Genomic DNA, 13,670 nt, shown 5'->3' with positions numbered 1-13,670 from the left:
CTGGCAGGCGCGCCACCCGCGGCAAAAACGGCAAGCACCGTCCATGAAACCGTTTTCAGCAAAGGCAGCGCCTAGGAGAAGAAAGCAAAGCGGCCGGACAGGGTCCGGAACGGCGGGGGCGAGCTTCCTCTGCGACCCCACGCCGCAGTCGCGATCCTTTCTCTAGAACAGCGCCTTAGACGGTTGGTTCCCTCTTGGTAGATAGCCGGCTATCGACTTGTGCGCTCAGCAACCGGCGAGCAGTTCCTGCTCCACGTCCAGCCCGGCATCGCGCATCTGCGCCAGCTTGTACCTGAGGGTGCGGGCACTGATGCCCAGGCGTTCGGCGGTCTCCTTGCGCCGACCGCGTTCCGCCTTGAGGGTATCGAGAATCACCTGGAATTCCCGATCGCGCAGATCGGCGTCCAGCGGGCGCGTAGCATCGGCCACGCCCGACGTCGGCACGGGCGCTGCAGCAGGCGTCTGGAAGACACCGGTCGCCAGCCAGTGCAATCCGAAATCCTCGGCCTGGAGCTGGTAGCCCGGTTGCAGGATCAGCGCCCGCTGCATGGCGTTGTCGAGTTCGCGCACATTGCCCGGCCAGGGATGCTCGGCCAGGGCCTGGCGCGCGGCGGCGCTCAGGACCGGTACCGGACGATTCATCCGCGCGGCCTGGACCGCCAGCAGCCGTTCGGCCAGGGGCACGATGTCGGCCGGTCGTTCGCGCAGTGGCAGCCAGGCCAGCGGAAAGACCGACAGGCGATAGAAGAGGTCTTCACGAAAGCGCCCGGCAGCCACCTCCTCCGCCAGCTTGCGGTTGCTGGTGGCCAGCACGCGGATGTCCAGCGCCAGCGGTTTGCGCGCCCCGACCCGCTCCACCTCGCGCTCCTGCAGGACCCGCAGCAGCTTGGCCTGCAGCCCCAGTGGCATCTCGGAGATCTCGTCCAGGAGCAGGGTACCGCCCTGGGCCAGTTCGAACTTGCCCGGCTGGGCGGCGATGGCGCCGGTGAAGGCGCCCTTCTCGTGACCGAAGAGGATGGCCTCCAGCAGGTGATCGGGGATAGCCGCGCAATTGACCGCCACGAAAGGGCCATCCGCCCGCGCCGATTGATCGTGGATGAAGCGCGCCAGCACCTCCTTGCCGGTGCCCGATTCGCCGGTGATGAGCACCGTGGCCTCGCTCCGGGCGACCCGGCTGGCCAGTTCCAACAGTTGCCGACTCTGGGGATCGGCCGCCACCGGCTGACGTGCACCGGGCGCACGACGTGCCTGGGGGCAGCAGCGCGCCAGGGTATCCAGCAGCAAGCGCGGCTCGAAGGGCTTGACCAGGTAGTCCGCCGCCCCGCCGCGCATGGCCTCGACGGCGCGTTCGATGCTGCCGAAGGCGGTCATCAGCAGCACTGGCAACGCCGGATCGCGCAGCCGGATACTGGCCAGCAATTGATGACCGTCGATGCCCGGCATGTTGACGTCGCTGATCACCAGGGCGAAGGGCTCCTCAGCCAGCGCCAGCAACGCCGCCTCGCCGCTGTCCACGGCGCGATAGCGGTAACCGCCGAGCGCCAGGGTATCGGCCAGGGCTTCGCGCAGGGCGCGGTCGTCTTCCACCAGCAGGATGGGCAGGGTCATGCCGAGGTCTCCTCGCGCGCCAGCAGCGGCAGGATGAAGGTCACCACCGTGCCACGCCCCGACCGCGAGCGCACGGTCAGTCGGCCGCCATGGGCCTTGGCCATCGCCAGGGCGACCGGCAGGCCGAGGCCGGTACCGGTGGTCTTGGTGCTGAGAAAGGGTTCGCCCAGGCGCTGCTGGACCGCCAGCGGAATGCCGGGACCGCTGTCGCTGATCGCCAGGCGCAACTCGCCGTCACGGCGATGGAGATGCACCTTGAGTCGCGCCGAGCCAGCGCTGCCCGCCATGGCCTGCAGGGCGTTGTGGATGAGGTTCAGGGCGGCGCCCACCAGCATGTCGCGGTTGCAGGCGAGCAGCCCGCCCTGGGCATCGAGTTGCCAACGCACGGGGCAGTCGCCGAGATGAGGGATCGCTGCCTCGCGCAAGGCAGTGAACAGCGCGCTGGGGGTCAATCGATCCGCCAGGGGCAATTCGCCGCGAGCGAATACCAGCATGTCGCGAACCTGATTTTCCAGTTCGTGCAGCCGCTCCTTGAGCCGGCTGGCGAAACGCTGTTGCTGCGCCAGGGCCAGGCCACCCTCCTCCAGATGGCTGGCATAGAGCAGCGCCGCGGTCAGCGGGGTACGGATCTGATGGGCCAGCGAGGCCATGGTCCGCCCCAGCGCCGACAGCCGCTCATGCCGTGCCAGTTCGCCCTGCAGATGGCGGGTTTCGGTGAGGTCGTTGAGCAGCACCAGTTGCCCCGGCTCGCCATCCAGGGAGCGGGTTGCGATGGATATCCGTCGACCATCGTGCAGGGATACTTCATGGCCATCGTCATGGCGCGGGGCAAAGGCTCGGGCGATCACCGTACGCCACAGCTCGCCTGCCAGGGGCTCGCCGAGCAGGGCGGTGGCGACTGGATTGGCGTCGCGCACACGACCGGCGCCGTCCAGCACCACGATGCCGGCGGGCAGGACGTCGAGGAGATTCTGCAGCCGGCTGGCCAGGCGCTCCTTTTCCGCCAGCTCCTGCAGACGTTGGGCAGACACCCACTCCAGTTCGCCCTGCAGCGAATTCATCCGGGCTTCGAGCAACTGGAAGGATTCGCTCAGCTGGCGCGACATCTGCCCCAGGGCTTCACGGGCCTGCGCGGAGGCGGAAGCCTCCACGGCAGCGTCGGCAGGGACAGCGGAAGAAAGAGCTTGCGCAGGCATCGGCTGGGGCTCGCGACGGACAATTGACATTGTCCAGGCTGGAGCAAGACCCATGCCGCCCTGGCGCCAAAAGCGCCGTAGCGTGGAAAACGGCGCAGCCTTTTCCACTTGCAGCACTACAAAATAAAAGGTGGATGAGGCTGCGCCGTCATCCACCCTACTCCGATACGCTCGGCACCGCTGAAGGTGCGCTAGATCTCTTCGTCGAACTCGTCGTCGCGACGGCCCATGCCGTACTTGCGCATCTTCTCGACCAGGGTGGTCCGGCGGATCCGCAGTCGCTCCGCGGCACGCGCCACGACGCCACCGGCATCGTCCAGCGCCTGCTGGATAAAGCTCTTTTCCAGGTTGGCCAGGTAGTCCTTGAGATCCAGGCCTTCGCTGGGCAACAGCGCCGAGGACGACACCTCGACCGTTCCGATCCCGGCCATGGCCTCGCGCTCCTGCAATTCCTCGCGCAGGGACTCCACCATGGGATCGGCTTCGTCTTCCACGTAGCGGAACTTGAGCGGCAACTCGGCCACGCCGATGACGCCATAGGGATGCATGATCGCCATGCGTTCCACCAGGTTGGCCAGCTCGCGGACGTTGCCCGGCCACTCGTGGCGGCACAGCGACATGATCGCCGCCGAGTTGAAGCGGATGGAGCCACGCTTCTCGTGTTCCATTCGCGCGATCAGTTCGTTGATCAGCAGGGGGATGTCTTCACCCCGTTCGCGCAGGGGCGCCATGTCGATGGGGAAGACGTTGAGGCGGTAGTAGAGGTCTTCGCGGAAGGTGCCTGCGGCGATCATCTGCTCCAGATTCTTGTGGGTCGCCGCGATGATGCGCACGTCCACGCTCTGGGTCTTGTTGCTGCCCACCCGCTCGTAGGTCCGTTCCTGCAGCACCCGCAGCAGCTTGACCTGCATGGGCAGCGGCATGTCGCCGATCTCGTCGAGGAACAGGGTGCCGGTGTTGGCCAGTTCGAAGCGGCCGGCGCGGCTGGTGATGGCGCCGGTAAAGGCACCCTTCTCGTGGCCGAACAGCTCGCTCTCCAGCAGCTCGGCCGGAATGGCGCCGCAGTTGACCGGCACGAAAGGCGCCTCGCGACGCTTGGAGTGGAAGTGCAGGTTGCGCGCCACCACCTCCTTGCCGGTGCCGGATTCGCCGAGGATGAGCACCGTAGCCTCGGTATCGGCCACCTGCTGCATCATCTTGCGCACGCCCTGGATGGCACGACTGGTACCCACCAGGCTGCGGAACAACTCGGGCTCGCGCTGACGTCCGCGATCCCGGGCCTGGTCATACATTTCGCGATAGACCTGGGCGCGGTGCAGGGAGTCCAGCAGCTTGTTGTAGGCCAGTGGGTATTCGAGGGAGACCAGCACTCGGCGGCGGACATCGTCCGGCCACTCCGGTTGCGCCGACTCGCCCAGCAGCAGCAACGGGACCATCTCGTCCCAGGCCACCACCTGCTTGAGCAGCTCGACGCTATTGCCGCGGCTGTCGACGCGACCGACCAGCACGCAGCTGACCTGTCGACTGCTGTCGAGCGCTTCGAGGGTAGCTTGCCAATCGGAACTGGTGCAGGCGAGGTGAGCTTCGCCGAGAAAATCGAGAATGACCGATACCGCCTTGCGTCGCTCGGCTTCATCGTCGATCAGAAGGATCTTGGTTTCACGCCACATGTCCCTGCCCCAATTCGGCTTGTCGGTTCGCTACGCGCAGGTGTCGCCTGCATCCAAGTGCCAACTGGTCGGCATCTTGCGCAAGTTAAGACAAATTGTGATGCGGGGTCAATTTTATGGCGGCGAAATATCCAAACTTTGAATTACCGTCCAACAGATGACAGTCAACCGAACAATTGATAGACCTTGGCGGCCTGATTCGACTTGTTGAGCTTGGTCAGCTCCTGGGCGGTGGCGTCCCGCTCTGCCTTGCAGCTCTGCAGCAGGGAGGCATAGAGCGCCAGCAGGCGCTCGAGGCTGGCACGCAGGGCTACGGCCTCGTCACCCGTGGCATACATCGCTTCGTCGACGAACAGCCGGCAATCCAGATCCAGTTCGGCGATCCGCGTCCAGTCTCCGGCCTTGAGCGCAGCGGCCATCTGCTCATAGACGAGCTCGACGCGTTCCACCGGGGTCTTTTGCATGGCGACGTTCATCGGTCGACTCCAGATCAGGGGGCAATGGCATCCCAGCCGGATTTGATCTCGCGGATCAGGCCGGATACTTCTTCAAGGATAACAGGATCATTGTTGCGGTTGGCTTCGCTGAGCCGGCGGATCATATAGTCATACAGACGATCCAGGTTGGTGGCGATCTCGCCACCCTGCTCGAAATCCAGGACGTCCTTCAGACCGGCGATGATGGATACCGCCTTGCCGATCAGCTCACCCTTCTCCGGCAGCCAACCGCGCTCCAGAGCACCTTGCGCCTTGGCCAGACGATCCAGGGCGCCTTGCATGAGCATCTGGATCAGCTGATGGGGACTGGCTTCGAACACCTGCGCCTGCAGGCCGACCTGCTGGTATTGGCGCATAGCTGTCATTGCGTTCATGTCACAACCTCTGTGTGTTTCCGATAGCTATTTATCGGTCGTCACAGCCAGAACTTGACGCTTAACCAAGCAATTTCTCTAGCTTCAGGAGCTCTTTGTCGCGAACGGCATGGCTGCCAGTGAAGAGGCCAACTGAGACGCGGTGCTGGACAGCTGTGAATACGTCGAATCCATGGCGTTGTACTGTTTGTAAAGGCGTTCTTGAAGAGAAGTCATCCGAGCATCCAGCGCCGTTTGCTGCTGAGCGACCTTCTTTCGTACATCGCTGAGTGAGGACGTCCTCTGCTCCAGAATTCCGCCGGCTTGAGTATAGACGTCAAGCTTGCCCTTCATTCGCGCCGCAAGACCATTGTCGCCGGTAAAGAAGCTAGCCACGTCGGAGAAATTTTCACTAACCTTCTTGCTTAGCTTGGTATCATCGATTGCTAACGTTCCATCTTTTTGGGTTGTGATACCAAGGTCAGCCAAAGCCTTGATTGAACCGGTGCCCTGCATATTCACCAATTCATTACGTATCGTACTGGTCAATGTTCGGGTGGTAGCGTCGCCCACCAATGCCCCAGTGATAGGGGCACTGCTCTCGCCAACAGATGTAACTGCTGTCTGCGTCTTGATGACACCCATCAGCTTGTTGTATGCATCGACGAACTTTTTAACGTTGCCCTTCACCCCAGCATCGTCCTGACTCACTCCTACGGTCAAGGGAGAGTCTTTGTCCGTCTTTGTCTTAAGGGTAAAGCTGACACCTTCGATAGCATCACTGACGGTGTTGGTCTTGCTGGAAACCTGCAAGCCGTCGACAGTCATGAGCGCACTCTGGGCTCGAGTCAACATTCGTGCGGCAGCTGGATCGCTTGGCGTCGGCGGGTCCGCCACACTGCTATCAGTAGGCTTGGCAGGAGGCGTGAATGCCAATTTGGAAAGACTTTGGCTGCCGCTGCCGTCATCGTTTGCAACTGACACGGCAATATCGTTGCCATCACCGGATTGATTACTGCTAAGAACCAGACGCGCGCCCTGGGTATCACTGACGATTGTAGCGCTTAGACCCTGAGATTTGCCTGCCGCGTTGATGGCATCGCGGACGCCTGAAAGGGTGTTATTGGTGGAGTCAATGGTGATGCTAGGGATAGAGGTATCCCCTACTTTGATATTCAAGGAGCCTTTGCTAAAGACCCCCGTGGCGTTTACGGCCGCGAGAGCGACCTTACTGCCAGCAGCTAGTTGCTTGACCTCGACCTGATAGCTGCCAAGACCAGCGCTTTGGCTAGCTGTTGCTGTCAGCACATCTGATTTAGAGACACTGACAGAGCGTGCTAAAAAACTGGAGGGGCTATTGAGTGTAGATAGCGCGCTCTGAAACTCACTGATGGCCCCCTTGAGCGAGCCCACCGCTGTAAGTTGAGCTACGGCGGTACTTTCAGTCTTTGTTAGCTGATTCTGTTTAGGCGCTTTTTCAGCCGACACCATCGTCTTAACAATGTTATCGATGTCAAGCCCTGAGCCGCCAATGCCTGTTATACCTGCCATATCACCAATCTCCCCGTCAACGTTTCGTCGTTGCTGATCCCCAGCTACAAGATCCGTGCCAGTCAAGCCTTCGCTTCGAACATCAAACTACGGAAGTCGTCGAGCTGCTTGGACAGCCTTAATACCTCTTCAGTCGGAATCTGTCTCACAAGCTTGCCTGATTCACCATCGATCACCTTGACAACTACCTCACCGGTAGAGTCGTCGACGCTAAAATCCAGATTGCGATGATCATTCTGTAGCTTCGACTTCAATCCAGAAACGGCAGTATCCACGTCATTCTGACTAGCAGCTGCCGACGACTGCTTGGTGTTATCTTGATCGCTCGCCGCTGATTTTTCCGGCGGCAAAACAGCAGCTATCGCGTTTCCGCCCAGCTTAGCGCCGGAGGCGGGCACCGCGGCAAAACCCGATGTCTTGACGATGTCCATGTTTTGTCCTCACAACGGATGAAAGGGAGAAGAGGCGTCCCTCTTCTCCCTGCCTTAGCTAACCGATTGCCTGGCCTTACTGAAGCAGGCTGAGCACCGACTGCGGCAGCTGTTTGGCCTGTGCCAGGATCGCAGTACCAGCCTGTTGCAGAACCTGGTTCTTCGACAGGTTCGCAGTTTCAGCGGCATAGTCAGTATCTTTGATACGGCTACGAGCAGAGGTGGCGTTCTCAGCGATGTTGGTCAGGTTATCGATGGTATTGGTGAATCGGTTTTGCACAGCACCCAGATCCGCTCTCTGAGAATCAATACCTGCCAACGCGTTATCGATAACAGAGAGGGCACGCTGAGCCCCATCCTGGGTAGAAATATCCACCGAGGCAACAGATTTTTGTGCTGACTTTGTGGCACCAAAAAGCTCAGCACTCTTTCCAGTCCCATCAACCATGGCATAGGAAGTAGGAGAATTTAGCTGTACATAACCGACTACGGTAGCCTTATCAGCCAAAGCAGCAGAAGTGGTGAGATTTCCGTCGGCATCTTGAACCTGAACACTCACATTCGCTGTATCGGCACCACCAAACTGTACACTTTCGCCAGTACTGGATTGGATAGTTAGATTGTTATCTTTATCCAAGTTGGCAGTCAAACCAAGCTTAGCAGCATTGGAATTGATTTGATCAGCAAGATCCTTGTTAGAGGTAACACCAACCATGTTCACTGCATCACCACTACCAACCTTAATAGTAAAGTTGGAGGTTTTGGTGGCATCAACACTTGCAGTAAAAATAGTTCTAGCGGTAGCAGTCATTCCAGGTATAGAACCATCAAACTTTGCAGCTATGCTCTTAGCACTGTCCGTGGCTGCAATTGTGATATCCTTTTTTTGACCACCACCAACTACACTTACATCTCCCGCGGTGAATACTGCAGTTGGATCTGTAGCTACCTTAGCAGTATTAGTAGAGCCTTGCTTACTACCCAGCTGATATGAACCAATATCGGAAGCCGCAGCACTACCCAAACGAATATCAATAGTTTCGTAAGAGTTAGAGCCCACTTGGAAGCTCGAAGTACCAAAAGACCCATCAATCAACTTACGGCCACCAAAGGTGGTAGTATCTGCAATCCGAGTCAACTCGGATTGTTGAGCCGATACTTCTTTTTGCAGAGCAGCACGGTCAGCATCGCTGTTCGATCCGTTGGCAGCCTGAACAGACAAATCGCGAATTCGCTGCAGAATGTTAGTCGATTGCTGAAGGGCGCCTTCAGCAGTCTGCGCCAAGGAAATGCCATCGTTAGCGTTACGAGTCGCCTGGTTCAGGCCGTTGATCTGGTTGGTCAGACGGTTGGAGATCTGCAGACCAGCGGCGTCGTCCTTGGCACTGTTGATACGGCTACCGGTGGACAGGCGCTGCATGGAAGTCGCCAGAGAGTTGGACGACGAGGTCAGGTTGCGCTGGGTGTTCAAGGAAGCAATGTTGGTATTGACGGTAAGGGCCATGGTGGCGTCCTCCAGTAGAACCGTGTGTGCCTGAGCATGCGAATGGGACCTGCTTGCTCAGGCGCCCCTGTATTTCGCATTCGATATCTTTATCGGCGCCCCCTGCAGGATCTTTAGAGCCATTCGCAATTTTTTTTGCGACGCTATGGCGCAAGGTGCTGCAGAAGTGCTAGGCAAGTTATCGGTAACCGTGAAAAAAACTTAAGCCAGAAAAAAACGCCGGAAGATCCGGCGTTTTTTTGGCTGTCTAGGCTTGTGGAGGTGCTCTATCCGAGATAGTTGAACAAGCTCAACTGGGATACCTTCACAAAGCTCTGCTGAGTCGCCTGTAGCACAGTGTTCTGTAGCGCATAGCGCGACAAGGCCTCGGCATAATCCAGATCCTGTAGATCTGACTGCACTGCCTTGTTGACCAGACTTACGTCGGCAATGAAGTCGCTGGTGGAATCTATGGTATTGAGTCGCGCCCCTACTTTGCCGCGGATACCGTCAACTTGAGTGTATGCCGTATCCAGATTACTCAATGCCACAGCGGCGCTGTCACGCATCCGATAGACGCCCTCGGTACTGCCATCACCACTTTCCAGCGCCTTCCGCAGATCGGACACTACGTTGAGGAGGCTGCGCTTCTCATTGGCAGTGTTGCGGGTGATCTTGAATTCGTCACCTTTCGCTGGAGCACCATCGACTTGGACCTTTACGCCCCCATAATTGATAAAGTGACTGGAGGTCGTATTGCTGTCCAAACTATCAGCGACCAAACCACCAGGTAGCTGTGCCTGCAGCGGCTTGGTGGGATCGTAGGCCGCCCATTCGGCAGCGGTAGGCGCTTTGGACAGGTCGTAGATGACGTACTTCTTGTCATCGAGGAAATGGATGCCGACGCCATCGGTAGCGACCGGCGGATTGCTGGCGGGAAAGGTGGCGTCGTAGGCTTTCTTGTCATCCACCAGGCCGAGCGAGATCCGCCCGGTACCGGTGTTGCCAGGCACCGGCGTGGTCGCGACGCGATTGGCGTTGAAGTTGTTCTCGAAGGCGTCCTTGCCGCTGTCGTTGATGGGCACGAAGGTGGAGCTGGCGATCTGCACGCTGCGCTGGCCTTCGTCGCCGTTGTAGCTGTAGGTGCCGTCGGCATTGCGCACATAGGGCTGGGTGTCGCCCATGGAGCCGGAGAACAGGTACTTGCCACTGGCATCCTTGCTGTTCATCAGATTCATCAGTTCGTCTTCGCGCTGACCGACCTCCTTGGCCAGGGATGCGCGATCGGTTGGATCCAGGGCACCGTTGCCGGCCTGGACGGCGATCTCGCGGATGCGCGTCAGCACGGTTTCCACCGAGGTCAGCATGGACTCCTCGGTGTTGAGGCTGTTCTTGGCGGCGGTCATGCCGGTGTTGTACTGACCGTTGAGCGCCTCTTCCTGGCTGATCTGCAACAGCTTGACCGAGGCCACCGGATCGTCCGCTGGCGTCAGGATCTTCTTGCCCGTGCTGATCTCTTCCTGAGTACGGGTGACGCTGCCGTAGTTGTTCTGCAGGCCACTGATGCCGTTGTTGAATGCCTGGACGGTAGAGATACGCATGGGCGGTTTCCTTATCTGAAGGCGCCGAGCAGGGTATCGAACAGCGACTGGGCGATCTTGATGACCTGCGCCGAGGCACCGTAGTACTGCTGGAACTGGACGAGCTTGGCGGCTTCCTCGTCGAGGTTGACGGCCGACAGGGAGTCACGATTGTCCTGGGACTGCTTGAGCACCGTTTCGCTGGCGGCGGAATCCACCCGTACCTGGGCGGTCAGGGTACCGACCCGCTCCACCAGGCCGCCGTAGGCGTTGTTGTAGGTGGTGCCGGTATTGCCATAGCCGCCCATGGTGGGCTTGGTCTGCAAGGCCACCAGGTTCAGCGCATTGCGGTTGTCCGAGACCGCGCCCGTGTTGGTCCCCAGGGTGAAGCTGTCACCGGATTGGGGAACGCCGCTTATATTGAAATCGTAGGTGTAGCTGTTGTTGGTGGTCGGGTCGGTATACGTGAGGCGAACAGCGTTGGTCTGGCCACTGGTAAGACCGGTCGTTGAAGGCGACACGTAGCTGAGCTTCGCACCGTTTGGCAGAGTGCCATCCAACTGGTTGGTAGTGCTGTTGAAGCTCAGCTTCAGCCCATTGGCTCCGAACAGCCGCCCGACGTCGGCGGTGTTGACCGGCGAAACCGTCGTGGTCAACGCCGGCTGGGTGATGGCTCCCGTACCGCGGTTGTTGGTCGTGGCCGCGGCCTTGGCGGTGCCGGCGAAGCCCAGCTGATCAGCTTGCGCCAGATCCACCTTGAGTTGGGACGCGCCGCGACGCGTCGGCTGCAGGCTGAAGACGTCGCCGGCCTGGGCCTTGGCCAGCTCGGCGGCACTGAATTGCACCTTGAACCCCTGGTCGTTGCCATTGGCATCCGTCAGCGTCAGGGTGACCGGATCGGTACCGCTCTTGTTGACCGTGAGCGCCGCGTTGTCACTCGCGCGACGCGCCGTGAAGCCGGTGCCGTTGTAATCGAGGCGGTAGTCGCTGGGCGAGAGTTTGCTGGTATCGGTGATGCTCAGGGTCGCGCTGGCCGAGCCGGTGTTGGACGCCCGTCCCATCACCCGCAGGCCGATGCTCTGGGTGTCGTTGATATCGCCGAACAGTGCCGAGCCGGCATTGCCGGACAGGTCCAGGCCCTGTCCCAGCTGCTTGTTGACGGTATCCGCCAGGGTCAGGGACAACTGGCCCAGGCTGTTGTAGGCGTGGTCCAGCGCCGTGTCGCGATAGGACAGCAGGCCGCCCATCTCGCCGCCGCTCAACTGGCTGGTGACATTCTGCTCGGTCGAGCCGGAGGTCAGGACGATCTGGAAACGCGAGGGATCGTCGGTGCCGGGCTTGGCCGTCATGCTGGACACGGTATTGCCCACCACCAGCGGCTGGCCGGTGCCGACGAACAGGTTCAGCGCGCCGTCGTCCTGTTCCACCACCTGCAGCCCGACCATGCCGGACAGCTGCTTGATCGCCTGTTCACGGGAGTCGATCAGATCGTTGGGCGCACCACCGGCGGCCTTGGAACGGGCGATGGCGTCGTTGAGACTGCCAACGCTCTTGGCCAGGGCGTTGACCTGATTGGTCAGGGCCGACAGCTGATCGTTGATCTGGCCGTTCTGCTTGTCGATCTGGTCGTACAGGGTGTTGAACGACTTGGCCATGCCCTGGGCCTGTGCCAGCACGGCCTCCCGAGCCGGGATCGACGAAGGATCCTGGGCAGCGGTCTGCAGGGTGGCGAAGAACTTCTGCATGGCCGGGGTGATACCCGTCGTGCTGTCGGACAGCAGGCCGTCGAGCTGGGAGATCTGGCTCTTGAAGGTCTGCAGCTCGCTGTTCTGGCTGTTGGCCGAGCGCACCTGGTTGGTGAGGAAGTCGCTGGCGAGACGGCGTACATCCACCGTCTGGGAGCCGGAACCGACATAACCCGAACCGTTGAACTGGGCGATGTTGGTCTGCTGGATGGTCTCCTGCCGCGAATAGCCGGGCGTGTTGACGTTGGCGATGTTGTGGCCAGTGGTGGTCAGGGCGTTCTGCGTAGTGCGCAGGCCCGACAGACCAATGGAAAGTAGATCAGCCATGGCTCACCTCAACCGCGGGACGGACTGGTGCCCAGGGAGGCGACCGTCTGATAGGTATTCATGTTGCGGGCGATCTGGATCACCTTGCGTGCGTACTGCGGATCGGTGGCGTAGCCGGCCTGCTGCAGCCCCTGCATGAAGCGCTCGGAGTTGCCGTTGGTGGACAGCGCCTTGTCGTAGCAGTCGTTGCTCTGCAGGAAGTTCACGTAGTCGTGGAAGCTGTCAGCGAAGGAATCGTAAGTGCGGAACTTGGCGGTCTCGGTCACGGCCTTGCCGTTGACGAATTCCTGGGTCACCGCCGGGGCGCTGCCGCCGTCCCAGCCGTGGGACTTGATGCCGAACAGGTTGTTGCTGTTGCTGCCATCGGCCTGCTTGACCATGTGCTTGCCCCAGCCGGTTTCCAGCGCCGCCTGGGCGACCAGGTACTTGGGGTCCACGCCCAGGCGCTTCGCCGCGGCTTCGGCCATGGGCATCATGGTGTCGACGAACTCCTGACGGGTGCGAAAACGGGTCTTGCCGGTGGCAGCGGCGCCGTCCGCGCCGGCGACGGCGTCGGTCGCGGCGGCCGGCTTGCTGCCGGGTTGCGTGGCCTGCTGGCGCCAGGCGCTCTGGGCGGCCACGACGTCCTGGAAGCTCTGCTTGAGGGTGGCGCCCTGCTCCGCCGCGTCGGAAATATTGGCGGCGGTACGCTCGGCCAGACGCCCGGGCAGGGCCAGCCGGCGCGAATTCAGCGCGCTGGAATCGTCACGCCCGGACGCCACCGCAGTGGCCGGCTTGAGGCCGTGGCTCGCCACATCGTTGAGCTTGGCGTTGCGGCCGGCCGCCAGCTGGCCTTCGGTGGGCGCAGCCTGGCCGACCTGGGCGAAGGGATTGGGACGGCTCGACGGCTGGGCAGTCTTGCTCAGCTGACGCTCGAGCACGTTGGCCAGGCCGATACCACCGCCATCCCGGGACAGGGAGACGGCCAGCTGCTGGTCGTACATGTCCTGGTACTGCTTGGTGGTCTCGCTGGAAAAGGGGCTGTCCTTGTCCGCCAGCGCCTGGTTGGCGCTGCGCATGGACTTGAGCATCTGGCTCAGGAACAGCGACTCGAATTCGCCGGCGACCTTCTTGACGTTTTCCGAGCTGTCGCGATCCTTACCCTTCATCTGGGCCAACCGATTCAGGTCGGTGAAGGCCCCCGAATCCTTGACGTTGCCGTAGTTGCCACCCAGACGAGATTCCATCGC

Annotated in this window: 10 protein-coding genes and 2 pseudogenes; all 12 read right to left on the bottom strand. The window is 60.7% G+C overall.

What is annotated here, in order from left to right; all coding sequences use genetic code 11:
* Positions 1-225: 225 nt before the first annotated feature.
* Positions 226-1,215: pseudogene (locus EC839_RS02185) on the bottom strand (sigma-54 interaction domain-containing protein); the annotation flags it as partial.
* Positions 1,216-1,326: 111 nt separating this feature from the next.
* Positions 1,327-1,608 (bottom strand): annotated as a pseudogene (locus EC839_RS24825) (response regulator); the annotation flags it as partial.
* Positions 1,605-2,804, bottom strand: a complete 1,200-nt coding sequence (locus tag EC839_RS02180) for a PAS domain-containing sensor histidine kinase (RefSeq protein WP_132832024.1) — start codon at positions 2,802-2,804, stop codon at positions 1,605-1,607. The pseudogene EC839_RS24825 and the gene EC839_RS02180, both read right to left, overlap by 4 nt.
* A gap of 191 nt (positions 2,805-2,995) precedes the next feature.
* On the bottom strand, positions 2,996-4,474 hold the full coding sequence (locus EC839_RS02175) for a sigma-54 dependent transcriptional regulator (RefSeq protein ID WP_132832023.1): 1,479 nt from the start codon (positions 4,472-4,474) through the stop codon (positions 2,996-2,998).
* Positions 4,475-4,638: 164 nt separating this feature from the next.
* Positions 4,639-4,950, bottom strand: a complete 312-nt coding sequence (locus tag EC839_RS02170) for a flagellar protein FliT (RefSeq protein WP_027598011.1) — start codon at positions 4,948-4,950, stop codon at positions 4,639-4,641.
* A 14-nt stretch (positions 4,951-4,964) separates the two neighbouring features.
* The gene (gene fliS / locus EC839_RS02165; RefSeq protein WP_058791679.1) at positions 4,965-5,345 is read right to left on the bottom strand and encodes a flagellar export chaperone FliS; all 381 of its coding nucleotides are present in this window, start codon (positions 5,343-5,345) and stop codon (positions 4,965-4,967) included.
* An 84-nt stretch (positions 5,346-5,429) separates the two neighbouring features.
* Positions 5,430-6,875 (bottom strand): flagellar filament capping protein FliD, encoded by a 1,446-nt coding sequence (gene fliD, locus EC839_RS02160; protein WP_132832182.1) that lies wholly within the window; start codon positions 6,873-6,875, stop codon positions 5,430-5,432.
* Between the two features lie 62 nt (positions 6,876-6,937).
* On the bottom strand, positions 6,938-7,306 hold the full coding sequence (locus tag EC839_RS02155) for a flagellar protein FlaG (RefSeq protein ID WP_132832022.1): 369 nt from the start codon (positions 7,304-7,306) through the stop codon (positions 6,938-6,940).
* A 76-nt stretch (positions 7,307-7,382) separates the two neighbouring features.
* Positions 7,383-8,810, bottom strand: a complete 1,428-nt coding sequence (locus tag EC839_RS02150) for a flagellin (RefSeq protein WP_132832021.1) — start codon at positions 8,808-8,810, stop codon at positions 7,383-7,385.
* Between the two features lie 266 nt (positions 8,811-9,076).
* Entirely contained in the window at positions 9,077-10,390 is a 1,314-nt protein-coding gene (flgL, locus tag EC839_RS02145) for a flagellar hook-associated protein FlgL (RefSeq protein WP_132832020.1), read from the bottom strand.
* An 11-nt stretch (positions 10,391-10,401) separates the two neighbouring features.
* Entirely contained in the window at positions 10,402-12,441 is a 2,040-nt protein-coding gene (gene flgK / locus EC839_RS02140; RefSeq protein ID WP_132832019.1) for a flagellar hook-associated protein FlgK, read from the bottom strand.
* Between the two features lie 8 nt (positions 12,442-12,449).
* Positions 12,450-13,667, bottom strand: a complete 1,218-nt coding sequence (gene flgJ / locus EC839_RS02135) for a flagellar assembly peptidoglycan hydrolase FlgJ (RefSeq protein WP_132832018.1) — start codon at positions 13,665-13,667, stop codon at positions 12,450-12,452.
* Positions 13,668-13,670 lie beyond the last annotated feature (3 nt).

The organism is Pseudomonas sp. JUb52 (assembly GCF_004341115.1).
Classification (GTDB): domain Bacteria; phylum Pseudomonadota; class Gammaproteobacteria; order Pseudomonadales; family Pseudomonadaceae; genus Chryseomonas; species Chryseomonas oryzihabitans.
This window is presented reverse-complemented; position numbering and strand designations above follow the sequence as displayed.

Bases quoted from the DNA above. Each gene is read 5' to 3' on its own strand.
- EC839_RS02180 (WP_132832024.1), bottom strand. From the start codon at position 2,804: ATGCCTGCGCAAGCTCTTTCTTCCGCTGTCCCTGCCGACGCTGCCGTG.
- EC839_RS02175 (WP_132832023.1), bottom strand. From the start codon at position 4,474: ATGTGGCGTGAAACCAAGATCCTTCTGATCGACGATGAAGCCGAGCGA.
- EC839_RS02170 (WP_027598011.1), bottom strand. From the start codon at position 4,950: ATGAACGTCGCCATGCAAAAGACCCCGGTGGAACGCGTCGAGCTCGTC.
- fliS (WP_058791679.1), bottom strand. From the start codon at position 5,345: ATGAACGCAATGACAGCTATGCGCCAATACCAGCAGGTCGGCCTGCAG.
- fliD (WP_132832182.1), bottom strand. From the start codon at position 6,875: ATGGCAGGTATAACAGGCATTGGCGGCTCAGGGCTTGACATCGATAAC.
- EC839_RS02155 (WP_132832022.1), bottom strand. From the start codon at position 7,306: ATGGACATCGTCAAGACATCGGGTTTTGCCGCGGTGCCCGCCTCCGGC.
- EC839_RS02150 (WP_132832021.1), bottom strand. From the start codon at position 8,810: ATGGCCCTTACCGTCAATACCAACATTGCTTCCTTGAACACCCAGCGC.
- flgL (WP_132832020.1), bottom strand. From the start codon at position 10,390: ATGCGTATCTCTACCGTCCAGGCATTCAACAACGGCATCAGTGGCCTG.
- flgK (WP_132832019.1), bottom strand. From the start codon at position 12,441: ATGGCTGATCTACTTTCCATTGGTCTGTCGGGCCTGCGCACTACGCAG.
- flgJ (WP_132832018.1), bottom strand. From the start codon at position 13,667: ATGGAATCTCGTCTGGGTGGCAACTACGGCAACGTCAAGGATTCGGGG.